The sequence below is a fragment of the Niabella aurantiaca DSM 17617 genome (assembly GCF_000374125.1).
Taxonomy (GTDB): domain Bacteria; phylum Bacteroidota; class Bacteroidia; order Chitinophagales; family Chitinophagaceae; genus Niabella; species Niabella aurantiaca.
In genome coordinates this window covers 220286-242384 of sequence record NZ_KB893648.1, presented here as the reverse complement: position 1 = coordinate 242384, position 22099 = coordinate 220286, and the positions used below count along the sequence as shown (strand labels likewise).

The window sequence follows — 22099 nt, the reverse complement described above, 5'->3', positions numbered from 1 at the left end:
ATTTAGTATTTAGATCGATAGTATTCAGACACACCAGCCTTAATCACCTGTTAAACCATTATAAAAAGAAAGAATCATTTTATAAATCTGTAATGCCTCGTCCATCAAAGGATCAAGCTTTTTCTTCTCCATGTATCCGAGTCTAAAAGCTAGCTCCAACTGGGTCTGAGCTTCATTAAGGGATCCCATTGAAAACTCCAAAAACCTTCTAAATTGCTTATTAGTCCCTCTTCCTGCTCCCTCTGCAATATTACTGGGAATAGATATACAACAATCCCGCAATTGGGCACGCAGCCCATATTTCTCTTCTCCCGGGAAATCAACTGAGGCTTCGTAAACAGTAACCACAAAATTCATCCCTCGCTGCCAGATCTTTAATTCCCTATAATTATGCATTCCCATAAGCGAACTCATCTACCAGAAGAAGGTCTTAATACTGAGTACTCAGTGCTGAATACTACTAGGAAGCCGCCAGTAATTTTTTCCCCTTCTCGATAGCATCATCAATATTCCCTACCAGGTTGAACGCTGCCTCAGGATATTCGTCTACCTCGCCGTCCATGATCATATTGAATCCACGGATGGTTTCATCGATCGGAACCAATACGCCTTTCAGGCCGGTAAAGGCCTCTGCCACGTGGAAGGGCTGGGAAAGGAAACGCTGTACCTTACGGGCGCGGGCCACGGTCATTTTATCCTCGTCGCTCAATTCATCCATACCCAGGATGGCGATGATGTCCTGTAATTCTTTATAACGCTGTAAGATCCGTTTTACACGGTTGGCACACTCGTAATGCGCATCTCCAACCACCTGCGGCATCAGGATACGGGATGTGGAATCCAGCGGATCCACAGCCGGATAAATACCCAGATCCGCGATCTTACGGCTTAATACGGTTGTAGCATCCAGGTGGGCAAATGTTGTAGCCGGAGCGGGGTCTGTAAGGTCATCCGCCGGTACATAAACCGCCTGAACGGACGTAATAGAACCGCTTTTTGTAGAAGTGATCCGCTCCTGCATCAGTCCCATCTCTGTAGCCAGTGTGGGCTGGTATCCTACCGCAGAAGGCATCCGGCCCAGCAGTGCCGATACCTCGGAACCGGCCTGCGTGAAACGGAAGATATTGTCTACAAAGAAAAGGATATCCTTACCCTTGCCTTCGCCATCTCCATCCCGGAAATATTCGGCAATGGTCAAACCGCTCAGGGCTACACGTGCACGCGCACCCGGAGGTTCGTTCATCTGTCCGAATACGAAGGTTGCTTTGGACTCTGCCAGCTCTTCCTGGTTTACCTTGCTCAGGTCCCAGCCGCCTTCTTCCATGCTGTGCTTAAAGGCCTCTCCATATTTCATGATACCGGCTTCGATCATCTCGCGCATCAGGTCATTCCCTTCACGGGTACGCTCTCCCACACCTGCAAACACCGACAAACCGCCGTGTCCTTTCGCGATATTGTTGATCAGCTCCTGGATCAATACTGTTTTACCTACTCCTGCACCCCCAAATAAACCAATTTTACCTCCTTTTGCATAGGGCTCGATCAGGTCGATCACCTTGATCCCGGTAAACAACACTTCGGTTGCCGTGCTCAGGTTTTCAAAAGCCGGCGGCATCGCGTGGATCGCACGGCCGTTCTCTTTGGAAACCGCAGGTAACCCGTCGATCGGGTCGCCGGTTACATTAAAAAGGCGCCCTTTAATTCCCTCTCCCGTAGGCATTGTAATGGCCCTTCCGGTATCGCGCACTTCGGTACCCCGTACCAGGCCTTCGGTACCGTCCATCGCAATGGTACGCACGCTGTCCTCACCCAGGTGCTGCTGTACCTCTAAAACGAGGGTATCACCATTTTCCTTAGTGAGTTCCAATGCGTTATAAATTTCCGGTAGCGTGCCATCAAACTGAACGTCGATTACCGCACCGATCACCTGTTTTACTTTACCTACGTTTGCCATATCAATATTGAAATATAAGGTTTTATTTGAGGCTGCAAAAGTAAGGTTTATCGCTATAATAAATAACGCAGCCGCAAAGAATTATTAATAACCTGTGGAAAAAACGCATTTATCAGGTCTTTGCCTGTATTTTTGTGTGCCATACACACGTTTAAACTTATTTGAACATGAAAAACATTCGCCCAGGAGACAGAACCGCCTTCCGGCAATCCGGAGCTTATTCCCTTCCCTGCCAAAAAAATTGAAATAAGTTCTGTAATATTACGGTGCGCTTTATAATTGATTATCCAATGACTGTCAGAAAATTCGTACTTACCTTAACCTTGTTGCTGTTTTTGGGTGTTATTTCCTGTAAAAATGAAGAAAAGAAGGAACGGAAAAAGGTAATCCGCGTGGAAAAACCGGTAACCAGGGTCGATGTCACCATCGATACCAGCAATGCCTTTAACCAGCTGTTTATCGACAGCAGCCTTGTAAACGGTTTCCTGGCGGCCGACAGCAGCCTCAGCGACACCCTCGTAAACCGGATCAAAAGCTTTTACAACAGCCGTAACTACCAGTACGCCTGGTTCTCCCCGGAAGGCATCCCGGAGCATACCATTTCTTTCTGGAACCTGCTGAAGAACTACCTCAACTATTCAAAGGACTCCACGGTTTACAATAAGGCGCTGACCGCAAAAATGGAATCGCTGATCACTTCCCGCGAATCTGTAAAGATCAAAAACGACTCGGCATTCCAGAACCTGGAGCTGTCGCTTACCAAATATTTGTACCTGTATGCAGATCATGAATATGCTTATGACGCCAGCTTTGATATGAAAACCCTGGAGTGGTATATTCCCAAAAAGAAATTGACGCTGGAAGCCATGCTCGATTCGGTTATTGCCGCAAAGGGGCAATTCTCCGAGGCCTTTGCCCCGCGCAATCCCCAGTACACCGCCCTGCGGAAAAAACTGCAGCAATACAAGGCCATTAAGGACGCAGGTGGCTGGCCCCGGGTAAACAGCAAGGTGGAGGAAATGAAAAAAGGTTATAAAGATGCCGCCGTCCTGGCGCTGAAAAAGCGCCTGAAGGTTGAAGGATTCCTGGAAGGGGAAGACAGTACCCTTACGAACGTTTACGATTCGACGCTGGCAACTGCGGTCAATGCCGTGAAACAGCATTACGGGTATAAGCCGGACGGAAAGGCCGGTAAAACCTTTTTAAAGGACCTCAATGTTTCGGTTGACGAACGCATCCAGCAGATCCTGATCAACATGGAGCGGATGCGCTGGATCCCGATCGAGACCCGGGACTCCGGCAGGGCCATCATGGTCAACATTCCGGAATATAAACTGCACGTTTATGAAAACGGAAAGCCGGCATGGGATATGAACGTTGTTGTAGGAAAAGAAAGCAACAATACCACAGTATTTACGGGCGTGCTGAAAACCGTTGTATTCAGCCCTTACTGGAACGTACCTACCAGCATTGTGAAAAAGGAAATGGGCGGCCGCCCGAGCGCCGCTTACCTGGCACGCAATCATATGGAGATCCTAAACGGCCAGGTACGCCAGAAACCCGGCCCCTGGAACTCGCTGGGCCTGGTAAAATTCCTGTTCCCGAACAGTTATAATATTTATTTCCACGACTCGCCTGCAAAAAGCTTGTTCAACAAAGACAAACGCAGCTTCAGCCATGGCTGCATCCGGTTGAAGGATCCTGCAAAATTTGCGGAATATGTACTGGAGGATACAGCCCGCTGGAACAGCCGGAAAATCGATTCGGCGATGCACAGCTACAAGGAAAAATACGTGCGTGTAAAGCGGCCCATACCCGTACTGATCACCTATTTTACAGCATGGGTCAATGACAATAACGAGCTAAATTTCCGGGAGGACATTTACGGGCACGATGCCATTATTGCCAAAAAAATGTTCCTCAACAGTGTGGGCACTACCTGGAGCCGCCAGAAGGCAATCCGGGACAGCCTGCAACGCATCAAAGACTCCATAAAACAAAAAGAGCTGGAACGGAAGGAGAAACGGAAACGGGATAGTTTGAAGAGGGTTGGGGAACGTGAATAGGGAGCCGTCAATAATGAGAAGTGGGGTATCAATAGTGAGATGTTGGTAGTGAGAAGTGGGTCCTGGCTAAACGTGGAATCCCAACCCTGAACTTTAAACCTGAAACAATAATTTTGCCGGATGAAAGTTGAAGAGGTTACCACTCCGGAACAGGCAAAGGCTTTTTTAGCCGTAAATGTGCGCATCAATAAAAACGACCCCAATTATGTACGGCCGCTGGATAAAGACGTAGAAGAAGTTTTTGATCCCGCTAAAAACAAGGCCTTCCGTTTTGGAACTGCCATGCGGTGGATATTAAAGGACGCCGGAGGACAGCTGATTGGACGCATAGCTGCTTTTGTAAATAAAAAGTACAAGACCAAGGGCGATGATGGCCCCGTAGGCGGTGTGGGCTTTTTTGACTGCATCAATAACCAGGAGGCCGCTAACCTGCTGCTGGATACGGCAAGGGAATGGCTGCAGGAAAGGGGCATGACGGCAATGGACGGCCCCATTAATTTTGGCGAACGCGATAAATGGTGGGGCCTGCTGACAGAAGGTTTTGAGCCGCCGCTTTATTGCATGAATTACAACCCGCCCTATTACAGGGAGCTGTTTGAAACTTATGGCTTCAACCCTTTTTTTTACCAGGCCTGCTTTGGACTTCGGGTAAAAGACCGGATACAGGAAAAATTTTACGAACGGCACGCCGTGCTTTCCAAGGATCCCAACTACTCCTCTGACAACATCAAAAAAAACAACCTGGATCAATACGCCCGCGATTTTACCTACGTGTACAATAAAGCATGGGCGGGCCACGGGGGGCTGAAGCAACTGGAAGAGAAGGTGGCCCTGAAAATGTTCCAAAGTATGAAGGCCGTGCTGGATGAACGGATCTGCTGGCTGATCTATTACAAAAAGGAACCCATCGGCATCTGGCTGAACCTCCCCGATCTGAACCAGTGGTTTAAGCTGCTGAATGGGAAGTTTGGCCTGCTGGATAAATTAAAGTTCCTGTGGTACAAAAAAACAAAACCCTGCAACAAATTTGTAGGGCTGGTATTTGGGATCGTACCGGAGTTCCAGGGCAAGGGCGCCGATGCCTATATGATCATTGAAGGCTGTAAACGCATCCAGAACCTGACCATTACAAACGGGGAATACCGGATCGGCACGCCCATCTATGATCAGTATGAAATGCAATGGATCGGGGAGTTCAATCCCAAAATGATCAATGTGGCGGAATCGCTGGGCACCTATAAAAGCCGCCGGCTGACCACCTACCGTTACAATTTTGACCGTAAAAAACCTTTTAAGATGCACCCGGTATTGTAGCAAAAAGGCCGGCATCAAAGCCAGCCTTAGTTTATTACACACTATTATTGCACACAACCAAATGGCTAATAAACCCTTCTGGGCTCTACAGCAATAGCATACCATCCAGAAGTTATTGCTCTTAAATGATAAACGGGGAAATTGTCAGTTCCTTGTTGCATAACAATTATAGGTTGATCGAAAGTTAATATCGCCTCGCCTAAATCATCAGAATTTAACATATATCGCTGAGTAAAGGTCGACTTATGAGTTGTTGTCGAGCTAAGGCCAAACTTCATACCTACTTTAACCTTTTCGCCACCACTCACGTCTACTTCAAAATTCGTTGCAAAAGTAGAAGTTGACTCCTGGGAATATGTACGTTCCTCACTAGGATCTTTTTCAGATATGCGAAACTTCCATGCCATACCATAGCTTTGCAAATCCCAAGGAATTAGCTCCAAATTAGGATTAAATAGTAATGCTCCTACTTTTTTAATTCTATAATAAATTGGGGTATAAGGTTCATATTCCAAATAAAAGAGCTGGTCCGCCCTTGCAGTAAAATACTTCGTCAAGGTTTGTCCCGCTCCGTTAATACCATTTATGAGTACATCAACTTGAAATTCAAAATACCCGTCGGTCCAATAGGATCCACTATTATATTGGCTCGTGGTGATAATTGGATTGTATGCCGGATCCGGAGATTGATCTGAGATTTTACTGAATGCCTCTGCTGCAGTTTCATACGGAAAATGAAAATATGACAAATATTCGCTATAATTTTGTTTTAACTTCCCCTTAGGAATAGTCGGAGTTAGTCCATAATAAATATAATCTCGCTGCCAATCATAATTATTTTTAAATGCAGTTATTGCAGTAGCATCCGGAGTGCTTAAAACTGAAGGAACAGTTGAAGAAGCATCGCCTGTTAGGGCTCTAGCCTTAACTAAAGAAGATTTACCGAAATACTCTCCAATGATAATTGCGGTACTTTTTAAGTGTGAAGATGTGCCTCTCAATTTATTCTTTGAGCCATCAAAAACCTCGTCAATAAATTCATACTTCATTACCTCGTTGGAAGTACTTTGTAATGCCCGGGGTGTTATCTGCCCTGCTGAAATTCTAACTCTTTCATTCTCTTTTACAACCAATAAGGGAAATCCGGGAATAAGCTCTTTTGAGATTTTAAATTCCCTACCTGCTTTATCATAATAAGGAGTTTCGTAATTAGAATGAAGCCTTACGGCAACCTTAGGTATTTCCGTCTCGGCATTCCACGAATTTGGACTAAAGTTACTGGGCAGGGTAGGAATAAATATAGTCAATAGAGGCAGCTCGTTCACTATTGAATCCAATCTTGCCGGAGAACCAGCATATTTTGCTAATATCTCTGCAAAGGTTCCATCTCCAATGTATTTGTTTTTAACATCATGATATAGAATATCATAATCATTATCAAACATAGTAAGTGCTTCTTCTTTTATAAAGGCTCTCAACTCTTTGTTTTCATATACCGCAGCGGCTAATATTTTTGCAAAAGAAATTTGCAGAAGGTCCTTTTTTTCAGTGTCTTGAGGTTTGGGCTTTAAAAATGCATTTGCGTCATCATTTTTTTTACAAGCAAAAGACAACAGCATAAAAAGGAGGGTTAAAAGGTTAACTTTTTTCATGATTATTCATTTTTAGGTTAATACTCAAAAATAAAAGTTTATCCTTTCTTTAACAAGTTTATTTTAAATTCATTTTCCGAACCACCCTCGTTATGTAGGTCTTATCAGCTTTCAAGTCGAAATGTGTATTGATGTTCATAAAAAAGACCGGCATTACGCCGGTCATATGTCTATTTGATAAAATAACTTTCTACCTAGTACAATTCGCTTTCCATATGTTATCCCCTTGTTTATATATCATGGTAAGCTGATTATTAGTTATTTTTATATAATACGTTGCATTATTGCCAACACTTATAATAGCATCTCCCTGCTTTTCAAATTCAATTCCATTAAGATCGGGAATATTATCGGAGAATCGAAAGTTATACTTTGTAGCGCTTCCTATTTTGGTAACAAAAACACTTCCATTTTCGCTGTGAATCTGATTATTATTATAATCAACCATACCCTTGTAGGTTCCAGCAAAAAAATCATTATCAGTTGGATCATCGTTCTTGCTGCAAGAAGCCAGCACTACCGTTCCTGCAATCAGCATAAGGCTTAAAAATTTCAAAAGTTGCTTCATAGAATCTCAGTTTTATAAGATTAAAAAAAATTACATATTATGTAAGACAAGCACAATGCCAAACTATGGATATACGATTTTGTTTTAACATTTCTTACATGATCGATACATGGGAAAACAGCCCTTACGCTCTTTTCTAAACGGCTCATCCTATTGAGTTCCACGAGATTTTGCATGCCGGGTTGATATAGCTATTTTTGTTAAAAATCCTTATCATGAAATTTACATTTTATGGTCAGTCCTGTTTTCTGATCGAGATCGATAGTAAAAAATTTCTTTTTGACCCTTTTATTACCGGAAATGAGCTCGCAAAGGATATTGACATCAATACCATTGAAGCCGATTATATCCTGGTAAGCCACGGGCATGGCGATCATACGGCAGACCTGGTGCCCATTGCAAAGCGGACCGGGGCATTGGTGATCAGCAATTTTGAGATCATCAGCAGGCTGCAGCAGCAAGGCATTACACAGGTGCACCCGATGAACTTCGGTTCTTATGATTTTGACTTTGGCACCCTTACCTATATGCAGGCACAACACTCCAGCAGCTTTTCCGATGGCAGCTATGCGGGCGCGGCCGGCGGCTTTATCCTGGCATCTCCCCATCACAACTTTTACTACAGCGGCGATACCAGCTTAATGCTCGACATGCAGCTGGTACCCCATTATGCAAAAATAGATACGGCTATTTTGCCCATTGGCGGCAACTTTACCATGAACCCGCGCGACGCGGTAAAAGCCAGCGACTTTATCCAATGCAACAACATCATTGGTGTGCATTTTGACACCTTCGGCTATATCAGGATAGACCATGCGGCAGCAACGGATCTTTTTAAAGCGGCCGGAAAAACCTTGCTGATCCCGGAAATAGGTCGCTCCTATGACCTGTAAGGTTTGAAGGTTCCGTGCTGGATCCGGTTTCATGCTCAATGGACGATTGCCGAATGTTCAGCATTGAAGCCATACGGGTTTCCAAATCCATTGACATTCCTGTTCCACAAAACAGAAAAGGATCCCCGCGGATTGAAGCATCTGCAACATTTCCACATCTCCACATTTTCAAATTCTAAAATTACCCAAGTATTCAGCTATTTTAACCTGCGGCACCGTTGTTTTGCTTTTTTAGTGAATTTTATCCTTCAATAAAATACGTTTTCATATGCAAATGAACGGCGCTTCTTTCAGTTTACTGGCAGTTTGTTTCTTCGCATTTTCTTTTAAAGCGGTGCAGAACTGGCAGTCCTCCTTTGTAGTGTTAAACAACAACGGAACACTTACTTACAAGGCAGACGAAAAAGGCAATACCATTCCCGATTTCAGCCGCGTGGGCTACCGTACCGGAAATGTTCCCATACCCGAGGTACCTGTTGTACAAACCATTAGTCCCGGCCCGGGCGCGGAAAGCGCCATTCAAAACGCCATCGATGCCCTGGCAAAAAAAGCGCCGGACAGGAACGGTTTCCGAGGAACCATCCTGCTGAAAAAAGGCAGCTATCACATACAAAAAAATATAAAGATAAACACCAGTGGCATTGTGTTGCGCGGTGAGGGCGATGAAACCCTCCTGGTTGCCGAAGGCACAGAAAGGCGTGCACTGATCGATGTATCCGGAACCGGCGATCCTAAAGAAATAGACGGAACCCGCACACCCGTTGCGACGGATTATGTGCCGGTAGGCAGCACCGCCATCCCGGTAAAATCTGCAGGTACTTTTAGGCCCGGAGACCCGGTGATCATTCACTGGACGGCTAAAGACCAATGGATCGAAGACCTGAAGATGAACCAGATCGTTGAACGGCCCGGCACCAAACAATGGCGGGCCAAAGAGTATGACTTTAAATTTCAGCGGACCATTACCCGCATTGAAGGCAATACCCTTTTTATTGATAACCCCGTGGTGATGGCCATGGAAGGCCGGTACAATACCGCTACGGTTTATAAATACAGCTTTGAAGGCCGGATCTCCAATGTTGGTATCGAGAACCTGAGCTGTGCTTCTTCATATACATCCGACACCGCGGAGAACCATTCCTGGGATGCCGTAGCACTGAACCGGATCGAAAACGGCTGGGTACGAAATGTAAGCGCCAGATATTTCGCCTATTCCTGTGTAAATCTCGGGAGCCTGTCCAGGAACATTTCCGTACTTAATTGTTCCTGTTCCGACCATAAATCCATTATCACCGGCGGACGGCGTTATTCTTTTAACAATACGGGGCAAATGAACCTGTTTATGAACTGCAAGGCCAGGGATGGCCGCCACGATTATGTGACCGGTGCCAGGGTTTGCGGTCCCAACGTTTTTTATAATTGCACCGCTGCCAATACCCATGCGGACATTGGCCCGCACCACCGCTGGGCAATGGGGACTTTATACGACAATATCACCACCGATGGGGAAATAAATATACAGGACCGGGGAAACTGGGGAAGTGGTCATGGCTGGGCAGGGGTGAACCAGGTACTGTGGAATTGCAGCGCCAAAAGCGCAACAGTGCAAAGCCCCTGGGTTTCCGGTAAAAATTATTGCATCGGGCTTAATGGAAAAAAAACAACCGGCCGGCTCCCGGAACGGCCGGATGGCGAATGGGAAGGCCGGAATAAAAAAGGACTCGAGCCAGCCTCACTTTACCTGGCGCAGCTAAATGCCAGGAAAAACCATAGATAGACCTGTTAGATTTTAAAGACCTAACAGGTCTGGTCTTAACGCAGCAATGCCGTAGCGCACCAGAGCAAGGGTGCCTGACCATGGAGATCCCCCGTATTCCGCTTGCGATCAAGATAATACTGGCGGTCATTCTTCTTATTGGTGCCCTCGCAAACATCAGTAATATCATCATCAGCATTGATGTATCCGATCAGCGCCAGCCAGGCCTTGCGGGCAGCGGGGCCGTACTGCTTCGGATCCAGCCATCCTTCTTTTACACCGGTGATGAATGCGCAGGTAAACATACCGGTGCAGGAAGTTTCCTTCCACGACTCCGGATCATCGATCAGCTGCCGCCACATTCCATCCGGTGCCTGGTATTTCAGCAAGGTGGCCATCATTTTTTTGTACCCTTCCATAATGCGCTGCCGGTTGGGATTGTCCTTCGGAAGCGAACGCAAAAGCTCGCTCATTCCTACGGCCATCCACCCATCTCCCCTGCCCCAGAAATACGGCACATCCGGAGCATGATAAAATAAACCGTTGGGCTGCTGCAAAGAATCCAGGTAAAACACCATTTCATTCGCTGCCTTATCAATATAACTCCGGTTGCCGGTGGCACGGTATGCCTGCGATTGCACCGCGGTGATCATGAACATATCATCGATCCATAAACGGGTTTGCCAGGTGAGCCCCTTGTTATAAAACCGGTACGACGCCGCTGTTACCCTTTTACCTTCCGGCGGCCCCCATTGCTTGTCGGCAAAATGTTTCCCCAGCTTCAGATAACGCTTGTCTTTTGTTTGCATATACAATTCAAACGGCACAGAGCCAAACACGGTATAATCTACATGGTCCGGCACCGGAACCAGCGTATCACGGCCGTCCAGCAACGGCTCAAAGCGTGCTGCCAACTGTTTTGTCAGCGATTTATCGCCCGTAACCTTCGCAAAGGTCAGCGCCCCGTACCAGGTACAGGTTTCGGGGTATGTGATCACGCGGGGAGGACCCGGCCGGTTAAAATTCGTATGCGGCGTGGCTACAAACCGGTTGGCGATCCTGTTACCGATCTCCTTCGGCGAACTGCCCGCAGGCCAGTTCTTAAGACCGTCATTCCCGGAAGTTTGTGCAGCGGCCCCGGCGCCCGTAAGCACCATTGCGGCTGCGAATAAAAAAGAAGTACGCTTCATTTGTATGTTTTTAATTTTTGAAGTTGTTAAACTTTTTTTAATGTTGCCCCGACGGGCTCAAAAATCGCAGCTCGGTTTTTACCGGCAGACTGCCCTCCGGCCCCGTAAGAATATTATGCAACATGGATCAATGAAGCAGCATAAAGCCCGTCGGGGCGGCCTGTTTGCTACGATCCTGAAAGTCCAAACAACTCCTTTTAATGATTATTGATCGTTTCGCCCGGCCAGTCATCCGTCCGGAAGGGCGAAGCCGGCAACCCGGCATTGTTGAACAGTACCGCATGCGGAACGGTGGTCCAGCCAAACCGTACGGCAACGGGCGCTGTAACACCGCTGCCCGAAACCACCACCGTATTGCCTTCTATTACGGCAGTTGCCGGCACAAACTTCCGGTCGGCCCCCGCAATGGTGAACCCGGTCAACGCTCCTTCTTTGGCCACCAACCCGCCGTCCGCAAAAGAAAAGCGGATCCGCATTTTAGTGCCCTCCCGTTTTGTTGACTGATACAGTGGTCCGGAAAAAACAATATCCTTCCTGCCATAGGTTTTTGCCAGCGCCCACAGGGCAAGACGGTGGCCTACTACGGCTTTGTTCCGGGGATGAATATCCAGCGAATCGCCGGCATCAGTAATCACCGCCATTCCCGTACCGGGCACCGTTTTATACGTCAGCAACTGCGCCTCCCGGATCTCCGGGCTCTGCTGGCGATGCGGGGCGATCTGAACAAAATAAAATGGAAAACGGGCCTTCCATTCTTTCCTCCAGCTGCGGATCATTGCCGGAAATAGTTTGCGGTATTGATAAGCCCTGCTGGCATTGGATTCTCCCTGGTACCAGATGGTGCCGCTCAATGTAAAGGGAACAAGGGGGTGGATCATGGCGTTGTACAGCTTGGTGGGGGATTTGGAGTTCTTCTCCGGATCCACCGGGCGTGCCGGCTTTTTACGGACCGTTCCGGGATGCGCCGCCGAATCATTCAGCCACTGCCGCAGCTCCTGCCGGTACCGGTCCTGGTCTTTCGGATAATTTTTTACAGCCGCCTCATAACGATCCAGGATCACCCGCAGGTCACTGTCTGCATTCAGCACTTCCCTGCGTGTCCAGGATTCTGCCGGTGTTCCTCCCCAGGAAGAATGGATCAGCCCTACCGGCACCCCGGTGGCTTCCTGGATTTCCCTGCCGAAATAATAGGCCACAGCGGAAAAGGCAGCGGCTGTTTCCGGTGTGCAGGCGGTCCAGCTGCCCCGCAGATCCGGCTGCGGATCTGCGGCCACCTCCTGCTGCACCGTAAACAGGCGCAAAAGGGGATGCGTGGCCTTTGCTACTTCTTTTTCGTAACCGACAACCCCCGTTCGCCAGGCGCTTTGCTTTGCCAGCGGAAACGCCATATTCGATTGCCCGGAGCACAACCACACTTCTCCCAGCAGCACGTCCTGCACGGTGATCGTGTTTGTGCCGCTGAACGCAATGGTATAAGGGCCGCCCGCCGCAGTGGTTGTTACATGCGCCAGCCAGCGTCCGTCTGCACCGGCTGTAACCCTTACCGGCTGCCGATTCCAGCTACACCGGATGGTAATGTGCTCGCCGGCATCTGCCCATCCCCACAAGGCTACCGTTGTCTTTTGCCGCAAAACCATATGATCCGCAATAACAGCCGGAAGTTTTACAGCAGCAGCACCGTTAATACTGATGCATAAGAACAGTAAATAAAACAGACTTTTCAATTTCATTCCTTAATCTTTATGTGTTCCTTTTTTAACCGGCCGCCTCTGCCGGGCTCTGTTCTATAATACCGGGTGCTATCAAATATTGCGCTCCTATGGAGCTGATTATTTGAACCTTCCTATATAATTTTTTTCACGTCATTCTTTCATTTCGACATTCCCCAGCACTTCTGAACGCCTTCCCCGGTTACGGTATTGCTTTTCTACAACGGCTAAAAAATATTCTTTTACTTCAGTGGCTCCGCAATAATGCCCTTCAATTTAAATAATTCCTTCCCCTGCCGGTAAGGGCGAACGGTGATGGTATATATCCCCGCACTCTTCGCACTGAAAATGGTGACCGGGTGTTTGATAAACATCAGGGGCGCCGACTTATCAAACTCCGAGGTCCTCAATGTCCGGAACATATAGGTTTTTCCCTCCACCTCCAGCCGGCCCTCCTGCCTGGCGCTTTCCTGTGGGCAGGCATACTCCAGGATCAGCTTATAATCGCCCGGCCCGGTGATCCTTACCGTAAACGAAGCCGCATCCTCCGGCGATTGCATACCGGTAACGCAGGTCGTATGTTTCCAGTCGCCAAAATAGTGGCTGTACGTAAGCGATTGCGTTTTTGCGGCGCCGCTCGTTTTTGCAAATACGGCATCCACATTATTAACCGCATATTGGGGGGAAACCGTAACAGGCGCCGCTGCATCATAGGCGGGTGGTGCTCCCCTGTACGCTACCACCAGCACTTTATCTGGTGTATACTCCTGCGGAAGGGAAGCCATATTTACGATCAGATCTCCCCCCTGCCGCCGAAAAGGAAGCGGCCTTTTATCGGTTAATGCATATACCCCTGTAATGGCATTGCCAAAACCGGGCACCAGCAAGCTTCCGTTTTCCGGGCGTTCCCATACATGCAGGTACAGCTTGCCCGGCCGGGAAGTAGTGACGCCCCAGGGCTGCGCCGGTATCTGGCCAAACGTAGTGGCATAAATGCTCTCCCCGTTTTTCCGCAACCAGGCCCCGGTCTCTTTCAGGTATTTTATCGAATAGTAAGGAATATTCCCTTTACCATCCGGCCCCACATTCAACATCAGGTTGCCTCCTTTTGAGGCTACGTTTGACAATAGCCGGATGATCTCATGGGATGATTTAAAGTTCATGTCGTGCGCAATATAGCCCCAGGAGTCATTGTGTGTGTAAATAGACTCCCAGGCTCCCTTGATGGGGACCTGCGGTACTTCGGAATCACCAAAATCTTTATAATCGCCCAGGCCCTGCCCCACCCTGCTGCTGAACAAGCTGCCGGGCTGCAATACACGCAGCTCATCCACAAAAGCCTGGGTCTGCTCTTTGGTCATGCCACCCGGCGTATCAAACCAAACAATGCCCAGGGGACCATAATTGGTGAGCAATTCCTTCAGCTGCGGTATGGCCTTTTTTTGGTAATATTTCTGATAGTCTTTTTTCGATTCATCAAAATCCCAGGTATTCCTGCCACCGTCCGGTTCATACCAGTCCTGGAACTGCGAATAATAGAACCCGAACCGGATGCCTCTTTTTCTTGTTGCCGCGGCCAATGCCTTCATCGGATCCTTTTTGTAGGGCGTTGCATCCACGATATCAAAGTCCGTCACTTTGGAATCAAACATCGAGAACCCTTCATGGTGCTTGGCCGTGATCACCATGTATTTAATACCGGCGTCCTTCGCCAGCTGTGCCCATTCCTCCGCGTTAAAGTTCACCGGGTTGAAGCTTTCCGCTACTTTCCGGTACCGGCTCACCGGTATCTTTGCCTGGTTCATGATCCACTCCCCGCTGCCATAGTAATTCTTTCCGTCCCAGGTGCCGGCCAGCTGGGAATATAACCCCCAGTGGATGAATAACCCGAATTTAGCTTCCTTAAACCATTGTATATTGGGATGTTCTTTGGCCGCAGACGACTTGTCCCACATTTCTTCCATACCCTGCTGTGCATTGCCGCAAACCGACAGGACTGCACAGAATGCCATTAAAATAAATCTCATTTTCTTTTTACAGTTTAACGCTGCAGGATCCAACCGGTTTTATTGCCACCGAATTACCGGATCCCTGAACTTCTATCAGCTTTTTGAGCCTCCGGAACATTCATCCTTCCCGGGGCACTACCTGCCATTTACCAAAAAATGTACGATCCGCACCGCATTCCCTTTCGATTGCGGATCGTGTTCACCTGCGATCGAGATCTTCAGCCGGTGCCTTCCTTTTTTTAACCCGTCGCCCAGCAGCAGGTACCAGGGCAGATGCAGACCCTTGCTCCATTGCGTATAAAGGTCCGCCGTTTGTTCCGGCCGGCCATCGATGGAATAGCGGATCTTGCCGGCATCCGGACCTGAAACCACCGCAATGCCCACCGCTGTGCCTTCAAATGAAAGCATGGTTGAAGCGCCGGCTGCCGTTCCTTCCAGTACGGGCACTTTTACAAAACCCGGTCTTGTGCCTGCCCCATCCGACGGTTGCCAGGACGGCACCCACACAAACCCGTTGCCCGCCGAAGCTTTCTTTACAGGCACGTAGCTCCCCTTTGCATAATGAAGCACATTCATAGGCCGGGGCATTTTTTTTGCAACCGCTGCCCGGGGCGCTTCGCCGTTCAGCTGCGTTTGCAGCAGGGTCTTTATTGCATCCGCGTACCATTCCTGCCCAAAAGGCGAAGGATGCAGGTTTTTAAAATCGTCCTCCCAGGTAAATTCCTTATGAGCGATCCTTGCATACACTGCTGCCGCCAGGTTGATAAACGGAAGTCCGTAATGCCGCGCTACATCTTCATGTATCCCGATCTCTGCGGGCAATTTTCCTGCCCGATAATCGGATAGCTTAAATTCATCGGCAAAGCCCATCAGCACGATATCCATAGCAGGATTGGCCGCAAGCGCATGGCGAACGATGCCCTCCAGTGCCCGTCGCTGCTGTGTTCCCGGCGTTCCATTAACACGGTCGTTTACCGCTGCTTCTATAAATAACAGGTCAACCCGCCCTTTGTCCAGCACGTCTTCCTGCAGCCGGAATGCGTGGGGCAAACTTCCGAGGGAGGGAATGCCTGCATTTAAAAAACGGAAATGCGTTCCCGGGTACCGCTCTGCAAGATAACGTCCTACCTTATCACGCCAGCCCTTCATATTGGTAATGGACCCACCCAGGAAAGCCACCGTTACATCCTCTTTATGTTGAATGCGGAACCGCAGGTTGTCCAGGTTTCCATACGAGTGGATGAAATCGGCTGCCGGTAAGGGCTGCGGCTTCCGGAGCACATTTTTATACACAAAGCCGGCCAGGGTCTCCACATCCGTTATCGGAAAATGATGCCCCTCCAGCTCCTGTTTTCCGCGGGTCATTGGGATAATGGTTGCCGGGCCTCCGTTCCGCACATAGTTTTGTACCAGCACCAGTGTATTCTCTTCTGCCGGTACAATCTTGTCCTGCAAGCCGATCACATGAAGGATCGGAACTTTATAGGAAGCCAGCGCCTCAAGGTTGTCCTTTGGCTGATCCGGGTACTGCAGGGCCTGCGCCTCCGTCAGCCCGTAAACATGCAGCAGTTTTTTCCATTCTGCAGGTGTTCCTTTTCCCTTTCCTTTCCCCGCCGGCCAGCTGGTAAAATCGCAAACCGGCGCTTCCGCATAAATGCAACTCACCTTCGATGGGTTCCGCTTTGCCCAGGCGTACGCATACAGCCCGCCCCGGCTTACCGCTTCCAATGCAGGCCGCGGGGCAAACTGCTGCCGGGTAACGAGGTAATTGTAAAAATCATCCCACAGGTTCACGGCACCCGAATGCCCAAAACGGTCGCTCGCATTGATATAAGCGATGTACACCCCTTTCGACAGCAGCACACTATCCATATCTGTATGCCAGTCCGGAAAATAAGCACGCCATACCCAGGGCTTACCGGGCAATGGCGTATGCGGTACTGCATACCAGGCAGCATTACCATTCAACCGGAAATTATGCCGTTTGAACCCTTTCCAGTCGCTCTCTTTCAGATCGGTAACTACCTGTCCGCAGGTGGAGCCTATACAGAACCCGCTTATCAGCAACAGCAGCCACCATTTTTTACTTTTCATTCGCATTGCATTCTCTTTATTCCGGCAAACCTGCTACAAAATAAGTGAAGTTTTACACATGACCTGTTACCGCTGCCGGAATTCATTGACCGCTATTGGCATTCCTCTAAACATTTTTGCCACCCGCCGTCCGCCATTCCTTTATCCGTTTATGGTACGCTTTGTTTCAGCTGTGCCAGGCTGGTTCCGGGCAGGGTTATTACAAACCGGTCGCCTGCTTTTGTTGGAAAAACAAGAAGGGCTTCTTTTGTTGTGCGAAAGCTTTTGCCGTTTTTGTACACCGTCACCCGGCGGTCCGGCCAGGGGTTCTGCACACGGCAGGTTCCGCCACTGCCGGAAACGATCTCTACAAAAACCGTGTGGCCGTCCTTTATGGCAGCGGCGGTCATAAAATTTCCCCTGCTGAGCAAACGGAACCGTGCATCCCAGCTTTTGGGCCAGGCGGGGAACACCCGGATCACCGGATCACCACCGGGGGCAGGCGGTGCGCTCTGGCACAGGGCCAGGTGCAATGCATCGGATGCCCGGCCGATGCGTTGGATATTTGTGGTATAAAAACCTTCGCTCAGGTCCATGCGGTTTTCAAGGACCGGGTTCCGTGTGGCACCCTTCAGCTGGTTGGGGATCAGATAGCGGACGGCGTCCGCCCGCCCCAGCACCGCCGCCGCCGCCGGTATCTTTGATAAAACATGAGGAAAAGTTTGCTCCGGTGCTGCGTTCTTAAAATACCCATCGAATGTATTGTTAGCAACGGCCAGCATTGCAGGATCACCTCCGGGGTTGCAGAGGTCGAAGAACCAAACCGGCATGGTATTGCCATCCGGTAACCGCCTGCCGTTTCCGCGTATGGGACTGGTAGGTGGCAGCGATCCTACCCAGGTCTCCGGCCGGCCGGCCATATCCGGATAATCCTTCGTTGTGGGTAGCTGCGAAAGATGTGTTATAAATTCCTTCCATACCGGGCGCAGCGCTGCATCCGTGTTTAACAGTTCGGAGGCTTTGATCACCACCGGAAAAATGCCCATCATCGATGAGATCTCTTCCACTGTATTGTGCCCGCCCCAGATCGACTCATTGTCGTTCACATGCCGGATATGATATTTGCCATCCCGCTCTTTCTTCACGTTGGGAAAATTGCGGTAAAATTCCGCCATTCCTTTTAGCAACGGATAGGCCTTATCCCGCAGCCAGCCGAGGTCTTTTGTATACTCGTACTTCTGCCAGTATTGGTAAGCAATTTTTGCACCCCGCGAAAAGATATGGTTCACCGGCCCGTATGGACCATCCCCACGTTCCGTGTATTCCCACACACCCTGTTTCCATTCGCCGGTATGCTTCCAGTTCCAGCGACTGAGGAAGGGCTGCTTGGTAAATGCATAATCCATAAATTTTTTAGAACGCTGTGCCCAGGGTTTCCGGAGCAGGTAAAGATCGCGCATTTCCGCAGCGATATCCTCCGGCAATGCAGGCACACCGTCAAACCCTACCGTCTCCGGGATAAAGATGCCCTTTGACCCCCACTGCTGTATGGCCGCTTTTTTAAATGAGGGATATGCACGGGTGTACATCCGGAACATCGGGTCCATCAATTCGAGATGATTGGTGGGATACAACGCTTCGTAATAACAGCTTTGATTGGCGCCCCAGAAAGCGCCTCCCCACTGGCGCGCATCGCCACCGGTGGTCCAGAGCATCCCGTTGAATTTTGTGGGAAAATCGCCCCGGGAGCTGGAGCCCATTACATACAGGAAATAGGTATAATTCTTTTCAATAAAATCGGCTATCCCGTCGGCACTGCTCAGCTGTACAAAAGACTGCTTCCAGAAGCTGGCCCACCACTGTTTGTTGGAATTATAGATCGACTGAAACCCCTTCTGCTCCGCTGCATCCAGCTTTCGGTTAGCCGCTGCCACCACGTTCACGCTGGAATCAAAAGAAGCTGCGCTCGCAATGAATACCGTAGCATTTTGCGCGCCGGGAACCATACCCAGGCGCACACAGGTAGCATTTGTCTTTTCTGCCGTTACCTTACTGCCCCTAAGCCCGATGACCACTGCCGAGCTGCAATAGTAACCGTCCTCTTTAAATACCTGTTTTAGCAGGATCCGGTCTCCTGCGGTTTCGATGGTGGATATCGCCGAATGATTGCCCCTCCGTGTAACCGGCATCCGCAATGTGCGCAGGTTCACCAGCAGCGAACGCCCACCGGCACGGGCATCATGAACATTCACTGCCATCACATCTTCCTCGTTCCAGGCCAGCACCTGTGCCTGCACCGCTTTGCCGGACACCGTTGAAACAGCATCATAACAGGACAACTGCTGCCGGAAGTCTTTACCCGAAAATACCGGTGCTCCAAAATCCAGGTCTACATAACCCGTGCCGCCGCAGTAATCCGTGTTCCGTTCATAAAAATTATTGGAGGATGAATTACTGGCAAACACATCCACCCGGTTGATCTGCATCCGGATCTGCGAAGGGGTGGTCCATACCAGGCTGCCCATACGCCCGTTACCCACCGGCTGCCCGGCTTCGCTGCGCGATGCAGGTTGATCATACACCAGGTCGGCCCTTGAGACCAGCTTTTTATAATTCACTTCAAATAAAGCGGAACCCGTTTGTTTTATACCCTGTCCCATGATGGACAGACAACAAAGCAGCCCGCCCAGTATTGCAATTATTTTTCTCATAATGATTCTTTTATTTCCGGACTGATGGTCGTTGTTTTTTTATCCCAGTCCACAGTTATGGTGGTACCGTCAGAAAAAGTTGTACGCTCTTTAGTCAACTCCCTGTTCAAAAATTCATGATTGGTCATTTCCGTAAAAGCCAGTCGTCTGTTCAGGGCGCTCATCCGCTTTACCTGCGCCAGTGCCGCTGGCCCCGCGTCAAAATCCCTGCCCAGCTGCGGCAGCCCCGCATTCAGCAAGCCGTATAGATCTGCAGGGTTATAAGTGGTAAGGATGGCATCGTGGTATACCAAATCCCACAGGGGAACCGTGATGCCGTTCCGCGCTTTCAGCGGGGATGAAAAATCCACATAGGGCACGGTCCAGTCACAGGCGGTTTCGGTACCTACTATGCCCAGGTGCGCTTTGGCCCAGCGGTACAGCTTGATACGGTCGTTCAGGGCATCAGTGCGCGTTACCCGGTTCTGCGGATTAAAGTCTTCATCGGGCGGCACATATCCAAACACATCAAGATAAGAAGCCTGGGGTTTGATCTCATGATCAAACAGCCACTGGTAATTTTTTTTCATATGCCCCAGCATGAACCGGCTGTTCAGGTAAGACATTTTCCCGCCATCCCAGTAGTCCATGTAGGGGACCTGTCCTTCTTTATAATCGCCAAAGCGTGTACCCGGAAAGATCGCCGGCAGTGCAGTGCTGTCTTCTTCGTGAATGGCGAACTGTGTGTTAAAGGAAGGTGCATCCACATAATAATCGCGGTACTGGTCGTGCAGGCCAAAAAGATAGCCCATGGCCTTCAGCTCCCGGCCCAGCCGCCGCATTCCTTCCCAGCCACCTGCTGCCGGGGCCGGGGGCAGTACATCGGGATGCTGACGGTCGTATCCCAGCTTTGGCCAGCCGGTGAGCACTACCATCAGGCTGGATAACCCTTTTGCCTTCCACAGCCGGAACTGCTCCGCGCGCTGATCAAACGTAACCATCGCATGCCGGGTGGCGGAATCCCGCTTCCAGCGGGCGCTTCCCGGAAGATAATCGGTAAGGATCCCGGAGCGGACAATGGGCGTGCCGATCAGACTGCCAACCTGCGGCTTTGCAGCTACTTTGTCTTTTAACGATACAAATAAGCCGGTTTCAATGGCATACTGCCGGTAGCGCTTTGCCATATCCACATAGTTTCCTTTTTCAAAAAAGCACATACGCACTGTTCGGGGATAGCCGAGCTTCCCCAGGGTGGAACGCCAGCGCGGACCGATAACAGTGGGACCTCCGGCAGGATGCCGGAACTGGTAGGCCGCGTCATTAGGTGTTTCCACGATCAGCATCATCGCCGAAGTGCCCTTCTGGAACCCCCACCACGACATGGACCAGTCTTCGATCACATTGCTTTGCAGTTCGCTCCGGTCGGTTCTGGTGATCGTTCCGTCCGGCTCAGAGGTCCGTATCGGATGATAGGGCTTTGGCCAGTTGCGGGGCAGCAATACGCCCCGCACATTGCTCAGCAGTGTATAATCTACCGTGGATGCATCCAGCGCCGCCGGCCAGTCGAGCTTGCGCACCACCGTATTCCTTTCCCCGGCAGCAATATCAAATACCAGCTCTTCGGCAGGACCTTCCAATGCGAGGGTAAGAAAGAGCTTCAGATCGGTGCCGGGCCAGCCGGCCAGGTTTATCTGAACGCCCGACTTGTAGCCGGTGTTGTAATAGACGATCTTTTTTTGCGGCGCTGCCGCAAGCCGGAGCGTTCTTTCTTTGCCCTGGTCTTTTATGATCAGATCACCATCCCGGGAAGGGAAAAAATGCCAATCACTTCCGGCGGTCTTTACCCCAAGCGAAAGATCACTGCTTTTAAGGGAAACCGTATTCTTTTTACCTGCGATCGTCCATACGCCGGCCGTTTTGCGTACGGTCACTTCCGGCGCACCGAAGATCGTATTCTTAAAAACGGGGGGCTTTTGCGTGGCCATGGGCCGCTGCGCGCCTGCCCCCATGCTGCAGAACAGGGCAAGCCCCATGCAACCGCAATAGTATATCAGGAAAAGGATTCCCCGGTTCTGTTTTTTATTTTGCATAATGATTTCGTTTGTTAATGAAGATTTTTGTTTGCCGCTGAGGCACTAAAAAGGTACAAGAGCTTTTGCTATCAGCTGCTGCTCCTGGCGCCCTTTCACCTTCGCGGTTACAATCTCAACCGCAATGAGCGCCTA

The 22099-nt window shown here is 49.6% G+C and carries 14 protein-coding genes; 4 read left to right on the top strand and 10 right to left on the bottom strand.

The features are described from left to right. Positions 1 to 39: 39 nt before the first annotated feature. Both B160_RS0126815 and atpD read right to left on the bottom strand, forming a co-directional pair. Positions 40 to 396 carry a four helix bundle protein gene (locus tag B160_RS0126815; protein WP_051107243.1) on the bottom strand — a complete coding sequence of 119 codons (357 nt, stop codon included), beginning with the start codon at positions 394 to 396 and terminating at the stop codon, positions 40 to 42. 64 nt (positions 397 to 460) lie between these two features. Continuing rightward, a complete protein-coding gene (gene atpD / locus B160_RS0126810; RefSeq protein WP_018631063.1) occupies positions 461 to 1954 on the bottom strand; it encodes a F0F1 ATP synthase subunit beta in 1494 nt (497 codons plus the stop codon). Between the two features lie 290 nt (positions 1955 to 2244). Here atpD and B160_RS0126800 point away from each other — a divergent pair, with 290 nt between their 5' ends. Together B160_RS0126800 and B160_RS0126795 are read left to right on the top strand one after the other, a co-directional pair. Continuing rightward, positions 2245 to 4020 (top strand): L,D-transpeptidase family protein, encoded by a 1776-nt coding sequence (locus B160_RS0126800; protein ID WP_083927762.1) that lies wholly within the window; start codon positions 2245 to 2247, stop codon positions 4018 to 4020. A 120-nt stretch (positions 4021 to 4140) separates the two neighbouring features. Next, complete coding sequence (locus tag B160_RS0126795; protein ID WP_018631060.1) at positions 4141 to 5334, top strand: hypothetical protein; 1194 nt, start codon at positions 4141 to 4143, stop codon at positions 5332 to 5334. Between the two features lie 65 nt (positions 5335 to 5399). Here B160_RS0126795 and B160_RS0126790 read toward each other — a convergent pair whose 3' ends face one another. Next, positions 5400 to 6986 (bottom strand): hypothetical protein, encoded by a 1587-nt coding sequence (locus tag B160_RS0126790; RefSeq protein WP_018631059.1) that lies wholly within the window; start codon positions 6984 to 6986, stop codon positions 5400 to 5402. A 190-nt stretch (positions 6987 to 7176) separates the two neighbouring features. Then, positions 7177 to 7554, bottom strand: coding sequence for a hypothetical protein (locus tag B160_RS0126780; protein WP_018631057.1), 378 nt, complete (start codon positions 7552 to 7554; stop codon positions 7177 to 7179). A gap of 215 nt (positions 7555 to 7769) precedes the next feature. On the opposite strand from B160_RS0126780, the gene B160_RS0126775 reads away from it, so the two are divergent. Further along, the gene (locus B160_RS0126775; protein ID WP_018631056.1) at positions 7770 to 8447 is read left to right on the top strand and encodes a metal-dependent hydrolase; all 678 of its coding nucleotides are present in this window, start codon (positions 7770 to 7772) and stop codon (positions 8445 to 8447) included. Positions 8448 to 8715: 268 nt separating this feature from the next. Next, positions 8716 to 10224 (top strand): hypothetical protein, encoded by a 1509-nt coding sequence (locus B160_RS0126765; protein ID WP_018631054.1) that lies wholly within the window; start codon positions 8716 to 8718, stop codon positions 10222 to 10224. A 35-nt stretch (positions 10225 to 10259) separates the two neighbouring features. Here the strand turns inward: B160_RS0126765 and B160_RS0126760 are convergent, their stop codons facing one another. The 6 genes from B160_RS0126760 to B160_RS0126730 form a co-directional block, all read right to left on the bottom strand. Continuing rightward, a complete protein-coding gene (locus tag B160_RS0126760) occupies positions 10260 to 11393 on the bottom strand; it encodes a glycoside hydrolase family 88/105 protein (RefSeq protein WP_018631053.1) in 1134 nt (377 codons plus the stop codon). 197 nt (positions 11394 to 11590) lie between these two features. Continuing rightward, positions 11591 to 13123, bottom strand: coding sequence for a sialate O-acetylesterase (locus B160_RS0126750; RefSeq protein ID WP_018631051.1), 1533 nt, complete (start codon positions 13121 to 13123; stop codon positions 11591 to 11593). A 221-nt stretch (positions 13124 to 13344) separates the two neighbouring features. Further along, complete coding sequence (locus tag B160_RS0126745; RefSeq protein WP_157558250.1) at positions 13345 to 15129, bottom strand: alpha-L-fucosidase; 1785 nt, start codon at positions 15127 to 15129, stop codon at positions 13345 to 13347. A gap of 117 nt (positions 15130 to 15246) precedes the next feature. After that, complete coding sequence (locus B160_RS0126740; RefSeq protein WP_018631049.1) at positions 15247 to 17205, bottom strand: SGNH/GDSL hydrolase family protein; 1959 nt, start codon at positions 17203 to 17205, stop codon at positions 15247 to 15249. Positions 17206 to 17354: 149 nt separating this feature from the next. Continuing rightward, the gene (locus B160_RS0126735) at positions 17355 to 19895 is read right to left on the bottom strand and encodes a glycosyl hydrolase family 95 catalytic domain-containing protein (RefSeq protein WP_018631048.1); all 2541 of its coding nucleotides are present in this window, start codon (positions 19893 to 19895) and stop codon (positions 17355 to 17357) included. Further along, positions 19892 to 21964 carry a DUF5696 domain-containing protein gene (locus B160_RS0126730; protein WP_018631047.1) on the bottom strand — a complete coding sequence of 691 codons (2073 nt, stop codon included), beginning with the start codon at positions 21962 to 21964 and terminating at the stop codon, positions 19892 to 19894. Before B160_RS0126730 ends, B160_RS0126735 begins: the two co-directional genes overlap by 4 nt. Positions 21965 to 22099 lie beyond the last annotated feature (135 nt).

What these genes read in the sequence shown, in the direction of transcription:
- B160_RS0126815 (WP_051107243.1), bottom strand. Translation starts at nt 396, where the DNA reads ATGCATAATTATAGGGAATTAAAGATCTGGCAGCGAGGGATGAATTTT.
- atpD (WP_018631063.1), bottom strand. Translation starts at nt 1,954, where the DNA reads ATGGCAAACGTAGGTAAAGTAAAACAGGTGATCGGTGCGGTAATCGAC.
- B160_RS0126800 (WP_083927762.1), top strand. Translation starts at nt 2,245, where the DNA reads ATGACTGTCAGAAAATTCGTACTTACCTTAACCTTGTTGCTGTTTTTG.
- B160_RS0126795 (WP_018631060.1), top strand. Translation starts at nt 4,141, where the DNA reads ATGAAAGTTGAAGAGGTTACCACTCCGGAACAGGCAAAGGCTTTTTTA.
- B160_RS0126790 (WP_018631059.1), bottom strand. Translation starts at nt 6,986, where the DNA reads ATGAAAAAAGTTAACCTTTTAACCCTCCTTTTTATGCTGTTGTCTTTT.
- B160_RS0126780 (WP_018631057.1), bottom strand. Translation starts at nt 7,554, where the DNA reads ATGAAGCAACTTTTGAAATTTTTAAGCCTTATGCTGATTGCAGGAACG.
- B160_RS0126775 (WP_018631056.1), top strand. Translation starts at nt 7,770, where the DNA reads ATGAAATTTACATTTTATGGTCAGTCCTGTTTTCTGATCGAGATCGAT.
- B160_RS0126765 (WP_018631054.1), top strand. Translation starts at nt 8,716, where the DNA reads ATGCAAATGAACGGCGCTTCTTTCAGTTTACTGGCAGTTTGTTTCTTC.
- B160_RS0126760 (WP_018631053.1), bottom strand. Translation starts at nt 11,393, where the DNA reads ATGAAGCGTACTTCTTTTTTATTCGCAGCCGCAATGGTGCTTACGGGC.
- B160_RS0126750 (WP_018631051.1), bottom strand. Translation starts at nt 13,123, where the DNA reads ATGAAATTGAAAAGTCTGTTTTATTTACTGTTCTTATGCATCAGTATT.
- B160_RS0126745 (WP_157558250.1), bottom strand. Translation starts at nt 15,129, where the DNA reads ATGAGATTTATTTTAATGGCATTCTGTGCAGTCCTGTCGGTTTGCGGC.
- B160_RS0126740 (WP_018631049.1), bottom strand. Translation starts at nt 17,205, where the DNA reads ATGAAAAGTAAAAAATGGTGGCTGCTGTTGCTGATAAGCGGGTTCTGT.
- B160_RS0126735 (WP_018631048.1), bottom strand. Translation starts at nt 19,895, where the DNA reads ATGAGAAAAATAATTGCAATACTGGGCGGGCTGCTTTGTTGTCTGTCC.
- B160_RS0126730 (WP_018631047.1), bottom strand. Translation starts at nt 21,964, where the DNA reads ATGCAAAATAAAAAACAGAACCGGGGAATCCTTTTCCTGATATACTAT.